This is a genomic window from Streptomyces sp. Tu 3180 (assembly GCF_009852415.1).
GTDB lineage: Bacteria > Actinomycetota > Actinomycetes > Streptomycetales > Streptomycetaceae > Streptomyces.
Genome location: NZ_WOXS01000002.1, coordinates 4,237,367 through 4,258,780, shown reverse-complemented (window position 1 = coordinate 4,258,780; position 21,414 = coordinate 4,237,367). Strand labels below are relative to the sequence as shown.

The 21,414-nt window shown below is 73.0% G+C and carries 18 protein-coding genes and 1 tRNA gene; 13 read left to right on the top strand and 6 right to left on the bottom strand.

The genetic code is table 11. The features are described from left to right. Window positions 1-25: 25 nt before the first annotated feature. The 5 genes from paaA to GL259_RS20080 are packed head-to-tail and all read left to right on the top strand — an operon-like array spanning window position 26 to window position 3,711. A complete protein-coding gene (gene paaA, locus GL259_RS20100) occupies window positions 26-1,108 on the top strand; it encodes a 1,2-phenylacetyl-CoA epoxidase subunit PaaA (RefSeq protein ID WP_159534730.1) in 1,083 nt (360 codons plus the stop codon). Continuing rightward, a complete protein-coding gene (gene paaB / locus GL259_RS20095) occupies window positions 1,105-1,392 on the top strand; it encodes a 1,2-phenylacetyl-CoA epoxidase subunit PaaB (RefSeq protein WP_093764322.1) in 288 nt (95 codons plus the stop codon). Before paaA ends, paaB begins: the two co-directional genes overlap by 4 nt. Continuing rightward, on the top strand, window positions 1,389-2,123 hold the full coding sequence (paaC, locus tag GL259_RS20090) for a 1,2-phenylacetyl-CoA epoxidase subunit PaaC (RefSeq protein WP_159534728.1): 735 nt from the start codon (window positions 1,389-1,391) through the stop codon (window positions 2,121-2,123). Before paaB ends, paaC begins: the two co-directional genes overlap by 4 nt. Continuing rightward, entirely contained in the window at window positions 2,117-2,653 is a 537-nt protein-coding gene (gene paaD, locus GL259_RS20085) for a 1,2-phenylacetyl-CoA epoxidase subunit PaaD (protein WP_159534726.1), read from the top strand. Before paaC ends, paaD begins: the two co-directional genes overlap by 7 nt. Further along, a complete protein-coding gene (locus GL259_RS20080) occupies window positions 2,653-3,711 on the top strand; it encodes a 2Fe-2S iron-sulfur cluster-binding protein (protein WP_159534724.1) in 1,059 nt (352 codons plus the stop codon). Before paaD ends, GL259_RS20080 begins: the two co-directional genes overlap by 1 nt. 43 nt (window positions 3,712-3,754) lie before the next feature. Here GL259_RS20080 and GL259_RS20075 read toward each other — a convergent pair whose 3' ends face one another. The 5 genes from GL259_RS20075 to GL259_RS20055 all read right to left on the bottom strand — a co-directional run bounded on the left by GL259_RS20075 (window position 3,755) and on the right by GL259_RS20055 (window position 8,833). Then, on the bottom strand, window positions 3,755-4,084 hold the full coding sequence (locus GL259_RS20075; protein WP_159534722.1) for a rhodanese-like domain-containing protein: 330 nt from the start codon (window positions 4,082-4,084) through the stop codon (window positions 3,755-3,757). 53 nt (window positions 4,085-4,137) lie between these two features. After that, the gene (locus GL259_RS20070; protein WP_159534720.1) at window positions 4,138-4,974 is read right to left on the bottom strand and encodes a hypothetical protein; all 837 of its coding nucleotides are present in this window, start codon (window positions 4,972-4,974) and stop codon (window positions 4,138-4,140) included. A gap of 154 nt (window positions 4,975-5,128) precedes the next feature. Continuing rightward, window positions 5,129-6,565, bottom strand: a complete 1,437-nt coding sequence (locus GL259_RS20065; protein ID WP_159538800.1) for a DUF2252 domain-containing protein — start codon at window positions 6,563-6,565, stop codon at window positions 5,129-5,131. 286 nt (window positions 6,566-6,851) lie between these two features. Beyond that, window positions 6,852-7,484 carry a response regulator transcription factor gene (locus GL259_RS20060; protein ID WP_159538796.1) on the bottom strand — a complete coding sequence of 211 codons (633 nt, stop codon included), beginning with the start codon at window positions 7,482-7,484 and terminating at the stop codon, window positions 6,852-6,854. Beyond that, a complete protein-coding gene (locus GL259_RS20055) occupies window positions 7,484-8,833 on the bottom strand; it encodes a sensor histidine kinase (RefSeq protein ID WP_159538798.1) in 1,350 nt (449 codons plus the stop codon). Before GL259_RS20055 ends, GL259_RS20060 begins: the two co-directional genes overlap by 1 nt. Before the next feature lie 255 nt (window positions 8,834-9,088). Between GL259_RS20055 and GL259_RS20050 the strand changes: the two genes are divergently transcribed. Next, window positions 9,089-9,844, top strand: coding sequence for an ABC transporter ATP-binding protein (locus tag GL259_RS20050; protein WP_159534718.1), 756 nt, complete (start codon window positions 9,089-9,091; stop codon window positions 9,842-9,844). Beyond that, entirely contained in the window at window positions 9,838-12,291 is a 2,454-nt protein-coding gene (locus tag GL259_RS20045) for an FtsX-like permease family protein (RefSeq protein WP_159534716.1), read from the top strand. The genes GL259_RS20050 and GL259_RS20045 overlap by 7 nt, the downstream gene beginning before the upstream one ends. Before the next feature lie 243 nt (window positions 12,292-12,534). On the opposite strand, the gene GL259_RS20040 is transcribed toward GL259_RS20045, so the two are convergent. Continuing rightward, a tRNA-Leu gene (locus GL259_RS20040) sits at window positions 12,535-12,618 on the bottom strand. 537 nt (window positions 12,619-13,155) lie between these two features. Here GL259_RS20040 and GL259_RS20035 point away from each other — a divergent pair. The 6 genes from GL259_RS20035 to pknB all read left to right on the top strand — a co-directional run bounded on the left by GL259_RS20035 (window position 13,156) and on the right by pknB (window position 21,310). Next, the gene (locus tag GL259_RS20035; protein WP_159534714.1) at window positions 13,156-14,001 is read left to right on the top strand and encodes a DUF3662 and FHA domain-containing protein; all 846 of its coding nucleotides are present in this window, start codon (window positions 13,156-13,158) and stop codon (window positions 13,999-14,001) included. Between the two features lie 10 nt (window positions 14,002-14,011). Then, on the top strand, window positions 14,012-14,521 hold the full coding sequence (locus GL259_RS20030; RefSeq protein WP_159534712.1) for an FHA domain-containing protein: 510 nt from the start codon (window positions 14,012-14,014) through the stop codon (window positions 14,519-14,521). A 132-nt stretch (window positions 14,522-14,653) separates the two neighbouring features. Then, window positions 14,654-16,186 carry a Stp1/IreP family PP2C-type Ser/Thr phosphatase gene (locus GL259_RS20025; RefSeq protein ID WP_159534710.1) on the top strand — a complete coding sequence of 511 codons (1,533 nt, stop codon included), beginning with the start codon at window positions 14,654-14,656 and terminating at the stop codon, window positions 16,184-16,186. 27 nt (window positions 16,187-16,213) lie between these two features. After that, complete coding sequence (locus GL259_RS20020) at window positions 16,214-17,662, top strand: FtsW/RodA/SpoVE family cell cycle protein (RefSeq protein ID WP_159534708.1); 1,449 nt, start codon at window positions 16,214-16,216, stop codon at window positions 17,660-17,662. Next, window positions 17,659-19,125 (top strand): penicillin-binding transpeptidase domain-containing protein, encoded by a 1,467-nt coding sequence (locus tag GL259_RS20015; protein WP_159534706.1) that lies wholly within the window; start codon window positions 17,659-17,661, stop codon window positions 19,123-19,125. The genes GL259_RS20020 and GL259_RS20015 overlap by 4 nt, the downstream gene beginning before the upstream one ends. Before the next feature lie 169 nt (window positions 19,126-19,294). Beyond that, window positions 19,295-21,310, top strand: coding sequence for a Stk1 family PASTA domain-containing Ser/Thr kinase (gene pknB / locus GL259_RS20010; protein ID WP_159534704.1), 2,016 nt, complete (start codon window positions 19,295-19,297; stop codon window positions 21,308-21,310). The last annotated feature ends 104 nt before the right edge of the window (window positions 21,311-21,414 follow it).

Below are 21,414 nucleotides of genomic sequence, written 5' to 3'. Positions count from 1 at the left end.
GAAGAGTCCAGGTCGAGGGGGACCCATGGCGACAGCAGCCGCCCGCGATACGGCCCGCAGCCAGGTGTACGACACACCGGACGGCGCTGGCGGCACCGCCGAGTACACGCGTGCCTTCGACGCGGCCGTCGCCGCCGACGAGCGGATCGAACCGCGCGACTGGATGCCGGACGCCTACCGGGCCACGCTCGTCCGGCAGATCGCGCAGCACGCCCACTCCGAGATCATCGGCATGCAGCCGGAGGCCAACTGGATCACCCGCGCGCCCTCGCTGCGCCGCAAGGCGATCCTGATGGCCAAGGTGCAGGACGAGGCCGGGCACGGCCTGTACCTCTACAGCGCCGCCGAGACGCTCGGCACCAGCCGCGACGAACTGCTCGACAAGCTGCACTCCGGCCGCCAGAAGTACTCCTCGATCTTCAACTACCCCACGCTGACCTGGGCGGACGTCGGCGCGATCGGCTGGCTCGTGGACGGCGCCGCGATCACCAACCAGGTGCCCCTGTGCCGCTGCTCCTACGGCCCGTACGCGCGCGCCATGGTCCGCATCTGCAAGGAGGAGTCCTTCCACCAGCGCCAGGGCTACGAGCTGCTGCTGGCCCTGAGCCGGGGCACCCCGGAGCAGCACGCGATGGCGCAGGACGCGGTGGACCGCTGGTGGTGGCCGTCGCTGATGATGTTCGGCCCGCCCGACGACGAGTCCCAGCACTCCGCCCAGTCGATGGCCTGGAAGATCAAGCGGCACTCCAACGACGAGCTGCGCCAGCGCTTCGTCGACATCTGCGTCCCCCAGGCCGAGTCCCTCGGGCTCACCCTCCCCGACCCGGACCTGAAGTGGAACGAGGAGCGCGGGCACTACGACTTCGGCCCGATCGACTGGACCGAGTTCCGGGAGGTCCTCAAGGGCAACGGCCCGTGCAACGAACAGCGGCTGAGCCGGCGCAGGCGGGCCCACGAGGAGGGCGCCTGGGTCCGGGAGGCGGCAGCGGCCCACGCGGCCAAGCACGCCCGCGGCACCGGCGGCACCCCGCACGGAGCCGACCGGCCCGCCAACGGAACCGACCGGCCCGTGCCGGTGGACGTCGAGACAGGAGCGACGCGAGCATGACCCACACCGACTGGCCCCTGTGGGAGGTCTTCGTGCGCTCGCGCCGCGGACTGTCCCACACCCACGCCGGCAGCCTGCACGCGCCGGACGCGGAGCTCGCCCTGCGCAACGCCCGCGACCTGTACACCCGGCGCGGCGAGGGCGTCTCGATCTGGGTCGTGCCGTCGTCCGCGATCACCGCCTCCTCGCCCGACGAGAAGGACCCGTTCTTCGAACCGGCCGCCGACAAGCCCTACCGGCACCCGACGTTCTACGAGATCCCCGAGGGGGTGCAGCACCTGTGACGACGACCCCCGCGAGGGACACCGCCCTCACCACGGCCGCGCTCGCCCTCGGCGACGACGCGCTGGTGCTCTCCCACCGCCTGGGCGAGTGGGCCGGCCACGCCCCCGTCCTCGAGGAGGAGGTCGCCCTCGCCAACATCGCGCTGGACCTGCTGGGCCAGGCCCGGGTGCTGCTGTCGATGGTCGGCGACGAGGACGAGTTGGCCTATCTGCGCGAGGAACGCGCCTTCCGCAACCTCCAGTTGGTGGAGCAGCCCAACGGCGACTTCGCCCACACCATCGCCCGCCAGCTGTACTTCTCCACCTACCAGTACCTCCTGCACACCGAACTGGCCGCAGGCGACGGCCCGTTCGCGCCGCTGGCCGCCAAGGCCGTCAAGGAGGTCGCCTACCACCGCGACCACGCCGAGCAGTGGACCCTGCGGCTCGGGGACGGCACCGACGAGAGCCACGCGCGGATGCAACGCGCCGTGGACGCGCTGTGGCGTCACACCGGCGAGATGTTCCAGCCGGTCGAGGGCCTCGACGCCGACTGGAGCGGCCTGGAGGCGGCCTGGCTGGAGCGGATCGGAGAGGTACTGCGCCGCGCCACGCTCACCGTGCCCGAGGGCCCGCGGACGGGGGCGTGGACGGCCGGCGCGGGCCGCCAGGGCCTGCACACCGAGTCCTTCGGCCGCATGCTCGCCGAGATGCAGCACCTGCACCGCAGCCACCCGGGGGCGGCATGGTGACCACCCCGCTGGAGGCGGAGCTCCTGGAGCTCGCCGGTTCGGTCCCCGACCCGGAGCTGCCCGTGCTGACCCTGCGCGAGCTGGGTGTCGTGCGCGCGGTGCGCGCGCGGGGGACGGACGCCGTCGAGGTCGAGCTGACCCCCACGTACACCGGCTGCCCGGCCGTCGAGGCGATGAGCCTGGACATAGAGCGGGTGCTGCGTGAGCACGGGGTGCGCGAGGTCACCGTCCGCACGGTGCTCGCACCCGCCTGGTCGACCGACGACATCACCGACGAAGGGCGGCGCAAGCTCCGGGAGTTCGGCATCGCCCCACCGCGCGTGCGGTCGGCGTCCGGACCGGTCCGGGTGGAGCTCGGACCGACCCGCACCCACTCCGCCCCGCCGGAGGAGGACCTCGATCCCGTGCGCTGCCCGCACTGCGGCTCCGCCGGGACCGAACTGCTCAGCCGCTTCTCCTCCACCGCGTGCAAGGCGCTGCGCCGGTGCCTCTCCTGCCGCGAACCGTTCGACCACTTCAAGGAGTTGTGATGGCGCGCTTCCACCGGCTCCGGGTGGCCGCGGTCGACCGGCTCACCGACGACTCCGTCGCCCTCACCCTCGCCGTCCCCCCGGAACTCCGCGAGGAGTACCGCCACGCCCCCGGCCAGCACCTGACCCTGCGACGCACCGTCGACGGCCAGGACGTACGGCGCACCTACTCCATCTGCTCCCCCGCGCCCGACGGCGAGGGACCGGACACGCTCCGGGTCGGCGTGCGGCTCGTCGAGGGCGGCGCCTTCTCGACGTACGCGCTGAAGGAGATCAACGTCGGCGACGAGCTGGAGGTGATGACCCCGGCCGGCCGCTTCACGCTCCGCCCCGCACCCGGTCTGTACGCGGCGATCGTCGGCGGCAGCGGCATCACCCCGGTGCTGTCGATCGTCTCGACCCTCCTCGCGCGCGAGCCCCGTGCCCGCTTCTGCCTGATACGCAGCGACCGGACGTCCGCCTCCACGATGTTCCTGGAGGAGGTCGCCGACCTGAAGGACCGCCACCCCGAGCGGCTCCAGCTGGTGACGGCGCTCTCCCGGGAGGAGCAGCAGGCGGGGCTGCCGTCCGGGCGGCTGGACCGGGAGCGGCTGACCGGGCTGCTGCCGGCGCTGCTGCCCGTGGACCAGGTGGACGGCTGGTTCCTGTGCGGGCCGTACGGACTGGTCGAGGGAGCCGAGCGGGCCCTGCGCGGGCTGGGGGTCGCACGCTCCCGCATCCACGAGGAGATCTTCCACGTGGACGCCGGCACGGCATCGGTCACGGCGGCGCCGGCCCCCGCGCACAGCACGGTCACCGCCCGGCTCGACGGACGCGGCGGCACCTGGCCCGTGCAGGACGGCGAGTCCCTGCTGGAGACGGTGCTGCGCAACCGGCCCGACGCGCCCTACGCCTGCAAGGGCGGGGTGTGCGGGACCTGCCGGGCCTTCCTCGTCTCGGGCGAGGTGCGGATGGACCGCAACTTCGCACTGGAGGCGGAGGAGACCGAGGCGGGTTACGTCCTGGCGTGCCAGTCCCGTCCGGTGACGGAGGCAGTGGAGCTGGACTTCGACCGCTGAGCGCCGCGCCCGGACCCCGGGCGCGGCAGGCACCGCCGACGGGTCACAGCACGTGGCCGGGCGTCCCGTCGTCGGTGACGACGGGACGGCCTGCGGACTCCCACACCTGCATGCCGCCGTCCACGTTCACGGCGTCGATGCCCTGCTGGGCGAGGTACATCGTGACCTGGGCCGACCGTCCGCCGGAGCGGCAGATCACATGGATCCGGCCGTCCTGCGGGGCGGCCTCGGTCAGCTCGCCGTAGCGGGCCACGAACTCACTGATCGGGATGTGCAGCGCCCCTTCGGCGTGGCCGGCCTTCCATTCGTCGTCCTCACGGACGTCCAGCAGGAAGTCGCCGTCCTTGAGGTCCGCGACCGCGACAGTGGGCACACCAGCTCCAAAACTCATACCCCCGACGCTACCCGACCGGACAGGACCGGGGCTCAGGCCAGCAGGGCCGCCAGCTCCGCCTCGCGTTCGGTCACCTGGGCCCGCAGCTGCTCGGCGATCTCCTCCAGCAGCCGGTCGGGGTCGTCCGGGGCGAGGCGCAGCATCGCCCCGATGGCGCTCTCCTCCAGTTCCTTGGCGACCAGCGTGAGCAGTTCCTTGCGCCGGGCCAGCCATTCGAGGCGGGCGTACAGCTCCTCACCGGCGCTCGGGGCACGCTCGAGCTGCGGGCCCGCGGCCCACTCCTCGGCGAGTTCGCGCAGCTCGGCCTCGTTGCCGCGGGCGTAGGCGGCGTTGACGCGGGTGATGAACTCCTCGCGGCGCAGACGCTCCTTCTCCTCCTGCGCCAGGTCCGGGTGGGCCTTGCGGGCGAGGTCGCGGTAGAGCTTGCGGGCCTCCTCGCTGGGCCGCACCCGCTGCGGGGGCCGGACCGGCTGGTCCGTGAGCATGGCCGTGGCCTCCGGGAAGAGGCCGTCGCCGTCCATCCAGCCGTTCAGCAGTTCCTCGACGCCGGGGATCGGCATCAGCCGGGAGCGCGCCTCGTCGGCCCGGCGCAGGTCCTCCGGGTCGCCGGTGCGGGCGGCCCTGGCCTCCAGGATCCGGGCGTCCAGCTCCTCGAGGCGGGCGTACATCGGGCCGAGCTTCTGTTCGTGCAGCCGGGAGAAGTTCTCGACCTCGACGCGGAAGGTCTCCACGGCGATCTCGAACTCGATCAGCGCCTGCTCGGCGGCCCGTACGGCCCGCTCCAGCCGCTCCTCGGGCCGCGGGGCACCACCGTCGCCCGGCGTCCGCGCACCGGCGCCGCCACCCTGCTCACCTTCCGAGGTCGTCACCCGGACAGGGTAGGCCACCGCCCGGGCCGCGCGGACGCCGCGGACGTCACACGCGGACGCCGCGGACGCCACAGAGGTCCCAGGCACCGCGAAGGCCACGGACGTCACGGTCCGCCCGGGCCCCGTGACCGCGGACCGTCCCCCGGGCGCCGCCTCACACCCCCGTCTCCGCCGCGATCCGTCCCGACCGCACCGCGGCCACCAGGTCCGCGTGGTCCGCCTCCGTGCGGTCGGCGTAGGCGACGGCGAAGGCCGCCACGGCCTCGTCCAGTTCGCCGTTCTTGCCGCAGTAGCCGGCGATCAGCCGGGGGTCCGCGCTGTGGGAGTGGGCGCGGGCCAGGAGGGCGCCGGTCATGCGGGCGTAGTCGTCGACCTGGTCGGCGGCCAGCGCGGCCGGGTCGACGCTGCCCTTGCGGTTGCGGAACTGGCGCACCTGGAAGGGGCGGCCGTCGACCGTCGTCCAGCCCAGCAGGCTGTCGCTCACCACCTGCATCCGCTTCTGCCCCAGGACCACCCGCCTGCCCTCGTGCCCGGCCTCCGGGACGTCGAAGCCGGCCGTCGGCAGATGCGGCACCAGGGCCGAGGGGCGGGCCTCCTTCACCTGCAGGACCAGGGGCTCGCCCCGGTGGTCGAGGAGCAGCACGACGTACGAACGGGTGCCCACGCTGCCCGTGCCGACGACGCGGAACGCCACGTCGTGCACCGCGTACCGGGCCAGCAGCGGGAGGCGGTCCTCCGGGAGCGTGCCGAGGTACTGCTCCAGGGAGGCGGCCACCGCGGCGGCCTCGCCGTCCGGGACGCGGCGCAGCACCGGCGGCGCGTCGACGAAACGGCGTCCGCCGTCCGCCACCTCCTCGGTCGACCTGGCCGCGAAACGCCCGCTGGTGTTCGCGCGGGCCTTCTCGGAGACCCGCTCCAGCGTGCCCAGCAGGTCGTGGGCGTCGGTGTGGGAGACCAGTTCCTCGTCCGCGATGGCGTTCCACGCGTCCAGGGCCGGCAGCCTGGACAGCAGCCGCATCGTGCGGCGGTAGGCGCCCACCGCGTCGTGGGCCGCCGCACGGCAGGTGTCCTCGTCCGCGCCGGTCTCCCGGCCCGCGAGCACCAGCGAGACCGCGAGCCGCTTCAGGTCCCACTCCCAGGGGCCCGTCACCGTCTCGTCGAAGTCGTTCAGGTCGATGACCAGCCCGCCGCGCGCGTCGCCGTACAGGCCGAAGTTCGCCGCGTGCGCGTCGCCGCATATCTGGGCGCGTATCCGCGTCGTGGGGGTGCGGGCCAGGTCGTACGCCATGAGGCCCGCCGACCCGCGCAGGAAGGCGAACGGCGTCGCGGCCATCCGGCCCACCCGGATCGGGGTCAGTTCGGGCAGCCGGCCGCGGCCGGACTCCTCGACGGCGCCGACCGCGTCGGGGCGGGAGGCGTCCAGGTCGAGGACGGCGTGTGCGCTGCGCGGTACCGGACCGCGCAGGGCCTTGCCCTCCTCCTTGGGCGTGCCCGCGGCCGGCCACTCGGCGAATCCCGGCACACGCGGCAGCCGCCGCCCCCCGTCCGCACCGCCGGCCCCGGCCGCACCATCCGGTCCGGCCTGCGCCACCGTCTCCGCGCCGAACTCCGTCACAGCAACCGCCTCCCCCCGTACGCACGCCCGCGCGCCTGCGCACGGGTCCCGCGACACGTTCCTCCGGGCCCGGCGCCGACAAGGACATCGGCGCGGGGCATGACATCAACCGTGCCGACCGTACAGCCGGTGGCCGAAACGCGTCAGACCCTGTGGACGACTCCGGCGCTGTGGAAGAGCGGCGCCGCCCCGCCCCGGCCCTCTCCGGTCCGCGGGTCCCGTCCCCTCCGGCCCCCGGTCCGGCCCGCTCCGGCCGCCGCCCTCACGCCCGCAGGTAGGCCAGGACCGCCAGGACCCTGCGGTGGGTCTCGTCCGCCGGGGGCAGGTCCAACTTGGTGAGGATGCTGCCGATGTGCTTGCCCACGGCCGCCTCCGACACCACGAGTTCCCGGGCGATCGCGCCGTTCGACTTCCCCTCCGCGACCAGCGCCAGCACCTCCCGCTCGCGCGGGGTGAGCCGTTCCAGCGGATCGCGGCGCCGGCGCAGCAGCTGCCGCACCACCTCCGGGTCGACGACGGTGCCGCCGTCCGCGACCTCGCACAGCGCCTCGACGAACTCCTCGACCTGGCCGACGCGGTCCTTCAGCAGGTAGCCGACGCCCGTGCCGTCGCCCGAGTCCAGCAGTTCGGAGGCGTACGTCCGCTGCACGTACTGGCTGAGCACCAGCACGGGGAGCGTGGGCCGCTTCTCCCGCAGCCGCACCGCCGCGTGCAGCCCCTCGTCCTGGAAGCCGGGGGGCATACGGACGTCCGTCACCACGACGTCGGGGGTGTGCTCCTCGACCGCGGCGACCAGCGCCCCGGCGTCACCGACGGCCGCGACGACCTCGTGCCCGCAGCGGCCGAGCAGGCCGACGAGCCCCTCCCGCAGCAGCACGCTGTCCTCCGCCAGCACTACGCGCAGGGTTCGGTCGACTCGCAAGGCGCACAAGGAATCTCCACACGCAACAAGGTCGGGCCACCCACCGGGCTGGACAGGGAGAGTCTGCCATCCAGCACCGACACCCGGTCCGCGAGTCCCGTCAGCCCGCTGCCGGCCGCGGCGCCGGCCCCACCCCCCGTTCCGGTCCCGGCACCCGTTCCGGTCCCGGCCTCCGTACCGGGTCCCGCCCCGGCTCCGGCCCGTGCGCCGCCCCGGCCGTCGTCGGACACCTCCAGGAGCAGCCGGCCGTCCCGGTGCCCGCCGCTCACCCGGGCCCGACGGGCCCCGCTGTGCTTGGCGACGTTCGCGAGCGCCTCGCACACCACGAAGTACGCGGCGGCCTCCACCGCCTGGGGCAGCCTGCCCGGCAGCTCCAGTGCCACGTCGACGGGCACGGCGGAGCGGTCGGCGGCGTCGGCGACGGCGGCTTCCAGGCCGTAGTCGGCGAGGACCTTGGGATGGATGCCGTGGACGAGTTCGCGCAGCTCCTCCAGCGCCCTGCCCGCCTCCTCGTGGGCCTTGGCGAGCTGATCGGCGAGCGGTCCGGGCGGCACGTCCAGGCGGGCCAGGCCCAGGGCCATCGTCAGCGCCACCAGCCGCTGCTGGGCCCCGTCGTGCAGATCACGCTCGATGCGCCGCCGCTCCGCCTCGAAGGCGTCGACCAGCCGCACGCGGGAGCGGGTCAGTTCGACCACCCTGGCCCCCAGGTCACCGCCGCGCGGGGCGACCAGCAGCCGGGTCAGCTCGGCGCGCGCGCCGGCGGCCACGCCCAGGAGGTAGGCGCCGAGGGCCACCAGCAGCAGCCCCAGCGCGGCGACCGCGAGCGCCGTCGGCCAGGTGGTGACCGTCCACAGCTTGAGCACCTTGGCCTCCCGGCCGTCCCCGACCGTGGCCATCAGCAGCGGGGTGGCGACCGTGCCCAGCGGCAGGAGCAGGCCGACCGTGAGCGCGAGGACGTCGACCGGCCACAGCAGGACCGCGCACAGCAGGGCGTGGCCGAGCTCCCGCCAGGTGGCCCGCTCCCGCACCCGGGTGACCAGCCACACCCGCAGGCCGGGGGCGGCGGGCGGCCGGTGCAGGTCGTGCGCCGGGTCCCGGTCGACCAGGCGCAGCCTGAGCCGCTCCAGCCGGGCCACCGGAATGCCCGCGAGGGCCGTCGCGCCCAGCAGCGGCAGCCCCACCAGCGCGAGCGCGAGCACACCGCCGGCCGCCACCGAGACCACGAGGCCCACGAGCACGACGGCCCCGGTCACCACGCCGGTGAGGAGGTACCCGGCCGAGCGCCACGGCCACGACGACAGCAGGTAACCGGGGCGGGCCATGGCCTGCCAGGGATTGCGGGGCCCCGCACGGGTCGTCGGCTGCATGCGGATCACCGTAGGAGCCCGCGCCGCCCGGAGCCATCGGCCCGGGCGGAGAACCGGGGGTATGCCTGGCCCTACCCCGGATCTCGCCCCTGCCGTACTGCGCCGACCGGCCCCCGGACGGTTTCGTGGAACCACACGGCCGGCCCGGGACGGACGGGCCGGAGCGGACGACTGGACGAGGGACGGGTGACGGGAAGAGTGGGGGGACACATGGGCGGGACGGGCCGGACGGACGGCGAGGCGATCACCCTGCGCCGCGTGAGCCGGCGCTACGGATCGGGGGACGGCGAGGTGAGGGCGCTGGACGACGTCTCGCTCGCCTTCCCCCGCGGCAGCTTCACCGCCGTCATGGGCCCCTCCGGCTCGGGCAAGTCGACCCTGCTGCAGTGCGCCGCCGGCCTGGACCGGCCCACCTCGGGCTCGGTCACCCTGGGCGGAACCGAACTGACCGGGCTGAACGAGACCGGGCTGACCCTGCTGCGCCGCGAGCGGATCGGGTTCGTCTTCCAGGCGTTCAACCTGCTGCCGTCGCTGACCGCCGAGCAGAACGTGGCGCTGCCGCTGCGCCTGGCCGGCCGGCGGGTGCCCCGGGCCCGGGTCCGCGAGGTGCTCCGGCAGGTCGGCCTCGGCGAGCGGGCCCGGCACCGGCCGACGGAGATGTCCGGCGGCCAGCAGCAGCGCGTGGCCCTGGCCCGTGCCCTGATCACCCGTCCCGAGGTGCTGTTCGGCGACGAGCCGACCGGTGCCCTGGACTCGCGGACCGGCCGCGAGGTGCTGGCGCTGCTGCGCGGCATGGTCGACCACGAGGGCCAGACGGTCGTCATGGTGACGCACGACCCCGTCGCCGCCTCCTGCGCGGACCGGGTGGTCTTCCTGGCCGACGGCCGGGTCGACGGCGAGCTCGTCGGGGCGGGCGCCGCCCGCATCGCCGCCCGCATGACCGGGCTGGAGGGCGCGCCGTGCTGAGCGTCGCCCTGCGCACCCTGCGCACCCGCTGGGTCACCTTCGCCGGCAGCTTCGTCGCGCTGTCGCTGGGGGTCGCGCTGCTCGCCGTCATGGGCCTGGCCCTCGCCTCGTCGCTGGACGCGCCCGAGCGCGGTCCCGAGCGGTTCGCGGCCGCGCCGGTCGTGGTCAGGGGGCAGGACGTCCTGCGCGTGCCGACCCCGGTCGGCGACCGCACGCAGGAGCTCGCCCGGCCGCGGGCCGTGCCCGCCGCGACCGTCGCGGAGCTGGAGGGGCTCGGCACCGTCGTGCCGGACCGGTCCTTCGCCGTGCGGGCGGCAGGCGGGCCGGACGGCCTGGTGGGCCACCCCTGGTCCACGGCCGCGTTCGCCCCGTACGAGATCGAGGCGGGGCGCGCACCGCGCGCCGCCGGCGAGGTCGTGATCAGCGGCGACTGGGCGAAGCCCGGCCGGAGCGTGCGCACCGACCGCGGCACCGTGCGGGTCGTCGGCACCGTCGCCGACCGCGGCTTCGAGCACGCCGTCTTCTACACCGACGCCCAGGCCGCCCGGCTGTCCCCCGCCTCCGTCCAGCTCGTCGTCGACGCCGACCCGGCGGCCGTACGGGACGCGGTGCGCGGCAGCGGTGCCGAGGTCCTGACCGGGAACGCGCGCCGGTACGCCGACGCCGACCCCGACCGCGACCAAGAGGCCCTGACCGCGATGAACGCCCTGTTCGGCACGGCCGGCGGCGTCACCGCCTTCGTGTCGGTGTTCGTGGTGGCCTCCACCTTCGCCTTCGCCGTCGCCCAGCGGCGCCGCGAGTTCGGCCTGCTGCGCACCGCCGGCGCCACGCCCGGCCAGATCCGCCGGACGGTGTTCGCCGAGGCCGCGCTGGTCGGCGTCCTCGCGTCGGCCGCCGGCTGCGTGCTCGGCGCGTACGGCGCGCCGGCACTGGCCGAGTGGGTGGTCGACGGCGGTCTGGCACCGTCCTGGTTCGCCATCGGCGACCACACCTGGCCGTACCACGCGGCCTTCTGGACGGGCCTGCTCGTCGCCCTGTGCGGCGCGTCCGCCGCCTCCTGGCGGGCGGGCCGCACCGGCCCCGCCCAGGCGCTGCGCGAGGCGTCGGTGGACACCGGGACGATGGGCCGGGGCCGCCTGCTGTCCGGCACGGGCCTGCTGCTGACCGCCGGGGTGACCCTCGGCATCGCGCTGGCCGAGGACCCGGGCGACCTGCTGCACCGCAAGACGTACGTGAGCCGGCCGATGCTGCTGATCACCGCGGTGGCACTGCTCGCGCCGGCCGTGGTGCGCCCGCTGACCCGGTTGCTCGCCTGGCTGCCCGCCCGGCTGCCGGGCGCCGCGGGCATGCTGGTCCGGGAGAACGCCGCCGCGGGGGTGCGCCGCACCGCCGCCGTCGCGGCACCGGTCCTGGTCACGGTCGCCCTCGCGGGCTCGCTGCTGGGTGCCACCGCGACGCTGAACGGGGCGAAGACCTCCGAGACGCGGCAGCGGACCGCCGCCGCCTTCGTCGTCACCGCCCCGGGCGGCGCGGGACTCGACGCGCGCACGCTCGACGGACTGCGCGCCGTCCCCGGCGCCACGGTGTCCGCGACCGCGTCGGGCGCCGTGTACGTCCTGGAGGAGGGGGTGGCCCTCATCAGGTCCGACGCGCGCGCCGCCGAGCCCCGGGCGCTGGCGGCCACCACGCGCCTGCCGCTGGTCGCCGGCCGGGTGGCCGGCCTCGACGACGGCTCGATCGTCGTCAACGAGGAGTGGGAGCGGCACACCGTGGGCGAACGGGTCCGGGTGTGGCTCGGCGACGGCACGCCCAGGACGCTGCGGATCGCCGCGGTGACGGCCACCGGCACGGGCGACAACGGCGTCTACGTCACCCCGGCCAACGCCCCCGGCGCGGCGGTCGACCGGGTCGACGTCGCCCTCACCGCCGGGGCCGACTCCGGCGCCGTGGCCGCCGGGCTGCGCGAGGCGGTGCGTTCCTCGGGCGGGGAGGTGTTCACCCGGGACGAGTGGATCGCGGCCGCCTCCCCCGGGACCGACCGCAGGACCCGGGCCGGTTTCCTGCTGGTGCTCGGCATCGCCCTGCTGTACACCGGCATCTCCCTGGTCAACACGATGGTCATGGCGACCTCCGACCGGGTGCGCGACCTGGCCGTGCTGCGGCTGGCCGGGGCCACCCGGTGGCAGGTGCTGCGGCTGGTGGCGGCCGAGGCGCTGCTGGTGGTCGCGGTCGGCGGGCTGCTGGGCCTGCTGGTGGCCGGACTCCACCTGGGCGGGATGCGGGCCGCGCTGGGCCTGCTGTCGGTGCCGGGCGCCGTCGCGCTGCCCTGGACGGCCCTCGGCGTCGTCGTGGCCGCCTGCGCCCTGCTCGCCGTGGTGTCCGCCGTCGTTCCCGCCGCTCTCGCCCTGCGGCGGCGCGCGGTGGATTCGGCCGGCGTACGGGAGTGACGGCGCCCCCGCCGGGCGCCTCGGCCGGGCGCCCCGGCCGGACGTCTCGACCGGTGCCCCGGCCGGACACCCCGGCCGGGGCCCGCGCCGCGGCAGCGGGGGCCGGGGCCCGCGCCGGCGGAGGCGGATTCCGGCCTCGACGGCAAAAATGATCATGAGATGTTCCTCACAGCGACGGCCGTCGCCACCACCCCGGACATGCGGAACGGGCGGCATCCGATGGATGCCGCCCGTCCGACGGTGTGCGCGAGGGGGGAGTTGAACCCCCACGCCCTTGCGGGCACTGGAACCTGAATCCAGCGCGTCTGCCTATTCCGCCACCCGCGCATTGGGTGTGTCCTCGGGCCTTGCCCCTTGGGGCCCGGCGCCTTCCGACATCGAGAACATTAGCACGCTGGCCGGGGTGGATTCACATCCCTTTCCCCGGCCCCCGCTCCCACCTGCCGTGAACAGGGTTACCGGGCCCGCCCGGCCCCCGCCCGCGCCCGGGCCGGCCGAGGGCGCCGCCGCCCCGTCCTCGTATCGACCGGAACTTCATCTCGTATCAACCTCGTACCGGTGGCCCCCGTCTCCCCGGGAGCCGGACGAGTCCACAGCCCGGTGCGGGACACTGGTCTGCGGCCCCCTCTACGATCCATGGCAGAACGACGCGCACCAGCACGGCCGAAGGAGTTCGCCGAAGGAGTTCAAAGAGGAGCCCCGGAGGGAACTTCGTCAGGCGTCGACACCCGTCGACCGGGCGGACAGGGGGAACCAGCCGATCGACCGGCGCGTGGATACGATCAGTAAGCAGTACCAGGTAGACAGTGCACGACCCGGTGCACGGGGCAGTACACAGAACGGCAGCGACGGAGGAGGTGCCCCATGGGAGTCCTGAAGAAGTTCGAGCAGCGTCTCGAAGGTCTGGTCAACGGCACCTTCGCCAAGGTGTTCAAGTCCGAGGTGCAGCCCGTGGAGATCGCGGGAGCGCTCCAGCGGGAGTGCGACAACAACGCCACCATCTGGAACCGCGACCGCACCGTCGTCCCCAACGACTTCATCGTGGAGCTGAGCACGCCGGACTTCGAGCGGCTCAGCCCGTACTCCGGCCAGCTCGGCGACGAGCTCGCCGGCATGGTCCGCGACTACGCCAAGCAGCAGCGCTACACCTTCATGGGCCCCATCAAGGTCCACCTGGAGAAGGCCGAGGACCTGGACACCGGTCTGTACCGGGTGCGCAGCCGTACGCTCGCCTCCTCCAGCAGCCAGGCGCCCGCGGGCCCCGGCGGCGCCCCGCCGGCCGGCGGCTACGGCTACCCGCCGGCCGCCCCCGCGAGTGCGCCGCCCATGCCGTCCGCACCGCCGCCGGGCGGCGGCCGCGGCGGCGGTTACGGCTACCCGCAGCCCGCGGGCGGCCCGCGGCCCCCCGCCGCGCCCGCCCCCACCGGGCGCACGCGCCACTGGATCGAGATCAACGGCACCCGCCACCAGATCTCCCGCGCCACGCTGGTGCTGGGCCGCAGCACCGACGCCGACGTGCGGATCGACGACCCCGGCGTCTCCCGCCGGCACTGCGAGATCCGGACCGGAACGCCCTCGACGATCCAGGATCTCGGATCCACCAACGGCATCGTGGTGGACGGGCAGCACACCACCCGCGCTACGCTCCGCGACGGCTCGCGGATCGTCGTGGGCAGCACCACCGTTATCTATAGGCAAGCCGAAGGGTGAAGCGGGGGCAATGTCAGAGCTGACCCTCACGGTCATGCGGCTGGGGTTCCTGGCCGTTCTGTGGCTGTTCGTGATCGTGGCCGTACAGGTCATCAGGAGTGACCTGTTCGGTACCCGCGTCACCCAGCGCGGATCACGGCGGGACGCCGGCCGGCCGCAGCAGGCCGCCCGTCAGGCGCCTCCGCCGCAGCGCCAGCAGTCCGCCGGCGGCCGCCGCGGCAGGAACACCCCCACCAAGCTGGTCGTGACCGAGGGCACCCTCACCGGCACCACCGTCGCGCTCCAGGGCCAGACCATCACCCTGGGCCGGGCGCACGACAGCACCATCGTGCTGGACGACGACTACGCCTCCAGCCGCCATGCCAGGATCTACCCGGACCGCGACGGCCAGTGGATCGTCGAGGACCTGGGCTCCACGAACGGCACCTACCTGGACCGGACCCGGCTGACGACCCCCACACCGATTGCGCTGGGTGCGCCGATCCGCATCGGCAAGACCGTCATCGAGCTGCGGAAGTAGTACGACAATGAGCGAGCGGAGCGAGCACGCGGTGGGGGTCCTCGACCAGGGTCCCGGCGCGCTCCCGACCGGAGGGTGGGCAGTGTGGCTCGACACGACCGGCTGTACCCGGAGCCGACAGGCGAGGTGCGCATGAGTCTGTCCCTGCGCTTCGCCGCCGGATCGCACAAGGGGATGATCCGGGAGGGCAACGAGGACTCCGGTTACGCCGGTCCGCGCCTGCTCGCCATCGCCGACGGCATGGGCGGCGCCGCCGCCGGAGAGGTCGCGTCCTCCGAGGCGATCTCCACCATCGTCGCGCTCGACGACGACATCCCCGGCTCCGACCTGCTCACCTCGCTCGGTTCCGCCGTCCAGCGGGCCAACGACCAGCTGCGCATGATGGTCGAGGAGGACCCCCAGCTCGAGGGCATGGGCACCACCCTGACCGCGCTGCTGTGGACCGGTCAGCGCCTCGGCATGGTGCACGTCGGCGACTCCCGCGCCTACCTCCTGCGCGACGGCGTCCTCACCCAGATCACCCAGGACCACACCTGGGTGCAGCGCCTGGTCGACGAGGGCCGGATCACCGAGGAGGAGGCGACCACCCACCCCCAGCGGTCCCTGCTCATGCGGGCCCTCGGCAGCGGCGACCACGTCGAACCCGACCTGTCCATCCGCGAGGTCCGGGCCGGCGACCGGTACCTGATCTGCTCCGACGGCCTGTCCGGCGTGGTCTCCCACCAGACCCTGGAGGAGGCCCTGGCCAGCTACCAGGGCCCCCAGGAGACCGTGCAGAACCTGATCGAGCTGGCCCTGCGCGGCGGCGGCCCCGACAACATCACCGTGATCGTCGCCGACGTCCTGGACCTCGACACCGGGGACACCCTCGCCGGGCAGCTGTCCGACACCCCGGTCGTGGTGGGCGCCGTCGCCGAGAACCAGAACCAGCCGCACGACAACGGCATCATGCAGACCCCGGCCGGCCGCGCCTCCGGCCTCGGCCGCCGGCGCCCGGAGGGCGGCGGCGAGTTCGGGCCGCCCGGCAGCGGCGACATCACCGGCTTCATCCCCACCGACGGCTTCGACTACGACGACTTCGAAAAGCCCCGCAAGGACCGCAGGTGGCTCAAGAGGTCCGTCTACAGCCTGCTCGCCCTCGCCGTCATCGGCGGCGGCCTGTACGGCGGCTGGCGCTGGACGCAGACGCAGTACTACGTCGGCACCAAGGACGAGCACGTCGCGCTGTACCGGGGCATCAGCCAGGACCTGGCCTGGGTCTCGTTGTCGAAGGTGGCCAAGGACCACCCCGAGATCGAACTCAAGTACCTGCCGCCCTACCAGCAGAAGCTGGTCGAGGCGACCATCGCCGAGGGCGACCTCGAGGGCGCCCGCGCCAAGATCGAGGAACTGTCCGTCCAGGCCTCCGCGTGCAAGAAGCAGGCCGAGCGGCGCGCCGCCGAGAGCGAGAACAACGCGAAGACCGGTGAGGGCGAGGCCGGGGGCGCCACGGGAACCACTCCCGCCTCCTTCACGTCCAAGGTCACGCCGACGCCGACCGCCTCGGGCTCGGCGAAGGCTCCGCAGCAGTCCACGCCCCCGTCCACCACCGCACCTTCTCCCAACCCCGGCCCCAGCCTCTCGGAGGAAGAGCAGAAGGTCGTCTCGCTGTGCGGTAAGCAGTAGGCAAGCCGTGAGAGGCCCTGTCACACGATGAGCAGTACAACCAACCCGTCGACGCAGCACACGTCCACGATCGGTGCGATCGGCGCGCCCAGCCGCCGCAACACCGAGCTCGCGCTCCTGGTCTTCGCCGTCGTCATCCCGGTCTTCGCCTACGCCAACGTGGGACTGGCCCTCGACGACGAGGTCCCCGCCGGGCTGCTGAGCTACGGCCTGGGCCTCGGCCTGATGGCGGGCGTCGGCCACCTCGTCGTACGGAAGTTCGCCCCGTACGCGGACCCGCTGATGCTGCCGCTGGCCACCCTGCTCAACGGCATCGGCCTCGTCGCCATCTGGCGGCTCGACCAGTCGAAGCGACTGCAGGCGAGCAGCACGTTCGTCGAGGCGGCGCCGCGCCAGCTGATGTACTCCGCGCTCGGCGTCGCCCTGTTCGTGGCCGTGCTGTTCTTCCTCAAGGACCACCGCGTCCTGCAGCGCTACACCTACATCTCCATGGCCGGCGCGCTGATCCTGCTGCTGCTGCCGCTGGTCCCGGGTCTCGGCCACAACGTCTACGGCGCCAAGATCTGGATCAAGATCCCCGGTCTGGGAACCCTCCAGCCCGGCGAGTTCGCCAAGATCGTCCTCGCGGTCTTCTTCGCGGGCTACCTCATGGTCAAACGCGACGCCCTGGCCCTCGCCAGCCGCCGCTTCATGGGCCTCTACCTGCCCCGCGGGCGCGACCTCGGCCCGATCCTCGTGGTCTGGGCGATCTCGATCCTCATCCTCGTCTTCGAGACCGACCTCGGCACCTCGCTGCTGTTCTTCGGCATGTTCGTGATCATGCTGTACGTCGCCACCGAGCGGACCAGCTGGATCGTCTTCGGTCTGCTGATGTCCGCGGTCGGCGCCGTCGGCGTGGCGAGCTTCGAGCCGCACATCCAGACGCGCGTGCAGGCCTGGCTCGACCCGATGCGCGAGTACGAGCTCAGCCGGGCCGGGGTGAGCGACGGCATCGTCCACTCCGAGCAGGCCATGCAGGCCCTGTGGGCCTTCGGCTCCGGCGGCACCCTCGGCACCGGCTGGGGCCAGGGCCACTCCGACCTCATCGGCTTCGCCGCCAACTCCGACTTCATCCTCGCCACCTTCGGCGAGGAGCTCGGACTGGCCGGCGTCATGGCGATCCTGCTGCTGTACGCACTGATCATCGAGCGCGGCGTGCGCACCGCCCTCGCCGCCCGTGACCCGTTCGGCAAGCTGCTCGCCATCGGCCTGTCCGGCGCCTTCGCGCTCCAGGTCTTCGTCGTCGCCGGCGGCGTCATGGGACTGATCCCGCTGACCGGCATGACGATGCCGTTCCTGGCGTACGGAGGGTCCTCCGTGATCGCCAACTGGGCGCTGATCGGCATCCTGCTCAGGATCAGTGACACCGCCCGCCGCCCGGCGCCCGCTCCCGCCGCCAACCCCGACGCCGAGATGACCCAGGTGGTCCGCCCGTGAACAAGCCCCTGCGCCGGGTCGCGCTCTTCTGTGGCCTGCTCATCCTCGCCCTGCTCATCCGGGACAACTGGCTCCAGTACGCCAAGGCCGACGAACTGGCCTCCGACGACGAGAACCGCCGCGTCAACATCGAGCGCTACGCCACCCCGCGCGGCAACATCATCGTCGACGGCAAGGCCATCACCGGTTCCGTCGAGTCCAAGAGCGGCGACTACAAGTTCAAGCGCACCTGGACCGACGGTGCCATGTGGGCACCGGTCACCGGCTACTCCTCGCAGGCCTTCGGGGCCAACCAGCTGGAGAAGCTGGAGGACGGCATCCTCACCGGCAACGACGACCGGCTCTTCTTCCGCAACACGCTCGACATGATCACGGGCAAGCCGAAGGAGGGCGGCAGCGTCGTCACCACCCTCAACGCCGCCGCGCAGAAGGCCGCGTACAAGGGGCTCGGCGACAAGAAGGGCGCCGTCGCCGCGATCGACCCGGCGACCGGCAAGATCCTGGCGCTGGTCTCCACGCCGTCGTACGACCCGTCGAAGTTCGCCGGGACCAGCGATGCGGACGCCAAGGCCTGGCAGGCCGTGCAGAAGGAGAACAACCCCGACGACCCGATGCTGAACCGGGCGCTGCGCGAGACCTACTCGCCGGGCTCCACCTTCAAGGTGGTCACCGCCGCGGCGGCGCTGGAGGAGGGTCTGGTCACCGACATCGACGCCAAGACCGACACGCCCGAGCCGTGGATCATGCCGGACACCACCACGCCGCTCCGCAACCACGGGAACATCCCCTGCGAGAACGCCACCCTGCGCGTGGCTATGCAGTACTCCTGCAACTCCGTCTTCGGCAAGCTCAGCCACGAGGTCGGCAACGAGCAGATGATCGAGTACGCGGAGAAGTTCGGCTTCAACAACCCGGAGCTGGACACCCCGGTCCGCGCCGCCGAGAGCGTCTACCCCGAGGACAACAGGTCGCAGAACGCCATGGCCGGCATCGGCCAGGCCTCCAACCGCGCCACCCCGCTGCAGATGGCCATGGTCACCGCGGCGATCGCCAACGACGGCAAGCTGATGAAGCCGTACATGGTCGACCAGCTCAAGGCCGCGAACCTGGACACCATCGAGACGACCGAACCGCAGGAGCTGTCCCAGCCGCTCTCCTCGGAGAACGCGCAGAAGATCCAGGCGATGATGGAGACCGTCGTCGAGAAGGGCACCGGATCCAACGCCCGGATCGACGGCGTCACCGTCGGCGGCAAGACCGGTACCGCCGAGCGCGGCATCAACAACAGCGAGAAGCCCTACGCCTGGTTCATCTCGTACGCCAAGACCGATCAGGGCTCCCCGGTCGCCGTCGCCGTCGTCGTCGAGGACAGCAACGCGACCGGTGCCGACATCACCGGCGGCGGCCTGGCCGCACCGATCGCCAAGGACGTGATGGAGGCGGTCCTCAAGAGCAAGCAGTGACCCCGCTCACGTCTGCTTCACATCGGTGCACGTTGCGGTACCGGTCCTGTATCGGCTGACGCACTTGGCCAGGTCACACGGAACGAGCCGGGTACGGTAGGCCCGGACGGCAGCCTCCGGCGGCACGCGTGTGCCGCCCGGGACCGACGGAGAGGGCTGGTAGGTAGCTATGGAAGAGCCGCGTCGCCTCGGCGGCCGGTACGAGCTGGGCCCGGTGCTCGGCCGTGGTGGCATGGCGGAGGTTTACCACGCGCATGACACCCGGCTCGGACGCCAGGTGGCGGTGAAGACGCTGCGCGCGGACCTCGCACGCGACCCGTCCTTCCAGGCCCGGTTCCGCCGGGAGGCCCAGTCGGCCGCCTCGCTCAACCATCCCGCGATCGTCGCGGTCTACGACACGGGCGAGGACTACATCGACGGGGTCTCCATCCCGTACATCGTCATGGAGTACGTCGACGGCTCCACCCTCCGTGAGCTTCTTCACAGCGGCCGCAAGCTGCTGCCGGAGCGGGCCATGGAGATGACCATCGGCATCCTCCAGGGCCTGGAGTACGCCCACCGCAACGGCATCGTCCACCGTGACATCAAGCCGGCCAACGTCATGCTGACGCGCAACGGCCAGGTCAAGGTGATGGACTTCGGCATCGCCCGTGCGATGGGTGACGCCGGCATGACGATGACGCAGACCGCCGCCGTCATCGGCACCGCGCAGTACCTCTCGCCGGAGCAGGCCAAGGGCGAGCAGGTCGACGCGCGCTCCGACCTGTACTCCACCGGCTGCCTGCTGTACGAGCTGCTGACCGTCCGCCCGCCGTTCGTGGGCGACTCCCCGGTCGCGGTCGCCTACCAGCACGTGCGGGAGGAGCCGCAGGCGCCGAGCGTCTTCGACCCCGAGATCACGCCCGAGATGGACGCGATCGTCCTGAAGGCGCTGGTCAAGGACCCCGACTACCGGTACCAGTCGGCCGACGAGATGCGTGCCGACATCGAGGCCTGCCTCGACGGCCAGCCGGTCGCGGCCACCGCCGCGATGGGCGTCGCCGGCTACGGCGGCTACCCCGACGACCAGGCGACCACGGCGCTGCGCTCGGACGCCGGCCCCGGTGCCGCCGCGGCGACCTCGATGCTGCCGCCCATGAGCCCGGACGACGGCGGCTACGGCTACGACGACCGCCCCGACCGGCGCCGCCAGAGCCCGCGGAAGAACAACACCTCGACGATATTGCTGGTCGTGGCGGGCGTCCTGGTCCTGATCGGCGCGATCCTGATCGGCCGCTGGGTCTCCAGCGGCAACAGCGGCGTGGGCAACGACGACGTCGCGGTCCCGAACTTCGTGGGCGAGACGAGGGAGGACGCCCAGAAGCTGGCCGAGAACGGCGACCTGAAGCTCTCCTTCGAGAAGAAGCCCTGCGAGGACCAGAGCAGCGGCAAGATCTGCGACCAGACCCCGGACGCCGGCACCGAGGTCAAGAAGGGGTCCACCGTCACCCTGGTGGTGTCCACCGGGGCGCCGAAGGTGGCGGTGCCGGACGTGCAGGGCCTCACCTACGAGAAGGCGAAGTCCCAGCTCGAGGACAAGGGCTTCACGGTCGAGCAGAAGACGGAGGTGTCCGACCAGACCCCGGGTGTGGTCATCGGACAGAGCCCCGAGGGCGACACGGAGCAGGAGAAGGGCAGCACGATCACCCTCACCGTCGCCAAGGAGGTGGACAAGTCCACCGTGCCCGACGTCACCAACAAGACCTGTGACGAGGCCAGGGCGCAGATGACCGCCAACGACCTCGTCGGCAACTGCGTCGAGGTGGAGACGGACAACCCGGCCCTGGTCGGCAAGGTCGTCGGAACCGATCCCCAGCAGGGCACCCAGCTCGCCAAGAACTCGCCGGTGACCGTCCAGATCGGCAAGGCCAAGGAGAACCAGCAGGTCGCGGTCCCGAACATCAACGGCCAGACCCTCAAGGACGCCCGGAAGATGATCGAGGGAGCCGGACTCACGGTCGGCAACGTCGCCGGTTCCCCGGACGAGAACTCCCGCGTCTTCGGCTCCAACCCGCCCCAGGGCACCCAGGTGGAGAAGGGCACGGCGGTCAACCTGTTCACCGCCCCCGACCAGGGCGGCAACAACGGGGGTGACAACGGGGGCGGCATCTTCGGCGGCCTCACGGGCGCCCGCGAGGACGACTGACCCGTAGCGTCCCGCACGACACGAGCCCCGGCACCCTCCGGAGAGGGGGCCGGGGCTCCTGCATGAATCCACACCCCGCGCGCGTCCTCGCCGCGCCCCTGCGC

Bases quoted from the DNA above. Each gene is read 5' to 3' on its own strand.
- paaA (WP_159534730.1), top strand. From the start codon at position 26: ATGGCGACAGCAGCCGCCCGCGATACGGCCCGCAGCCAGGTGTACGAC.
- paaB (WP_093764322.1), top strand. From the start codon at position 1,105: ATGACCCACACCGACTGGCCCCTGTGGGAGGTCTTCGTGCGCTCGCGC.
- paaD (WP_159534726.1), top strand. From the start codon at position 2,117: ATGGTGACCACCCCGCTGGAGGCGGAGCTCCTGGAGCTCGCCGGTTCG.
- GL259_RS20080 (WP_159534724.1), top strand. From the start codon at position 2,653: ATGGCGCGCTTCCACCGGCTCCGGGTGGCCGCGGTCGACCGGCTCACC.
- GL259_RS20055 (WP_159538798.1), bottom strand. From the start codon at position 8,833: ATGGCCCGCCCCGGTTACCTGCTGTCGTCGTGGCCGTGGCGCTCGGCC.
- GL259_RS20050 (WP_159534718.1), top strand. From the start codon at position 9,089: ATGGGCGGGACGGGCCGGACGGACGGCGAGGCGATCACCCTGCGCCGC.
- GL259_RS20035 (WP_159534714.1), top strand. From the start codon at position 13,156: ATGGGAGTCCTGAAGAAGTTCGAGCAGCGTCTCGAAGGTCTGGTCAAC.
- GL259_RS20030 (WP_159534712.1), top strand. From the start codon at position 14,012: ATGTCAGAGCTGACCCTCACGGTCATGCGGCTGGGGTTCCTGGCCGTT.
- GL259_RS20025 (WP_159534710.1), top strand. From the start codon at position 14,654: ATGAGTCTGTCCCTGCGCTTCGCCGCCGGATCGCACAAGGGGATGATC.
- GL259_RS20020 (WP_159534708.1), top strand. From the start codon at position 16,214: ATGAGCAGTACAACCAACCCGTCGACGCAGCACACGTCCACGATCGGT.
- pknB (WP_159534704.1), top strand. From the start codon at position 19,295: ATGGAAGAGCCGCGTCGCCTCGGCGGCCGGTACGAGCTGGGCCCGGTG.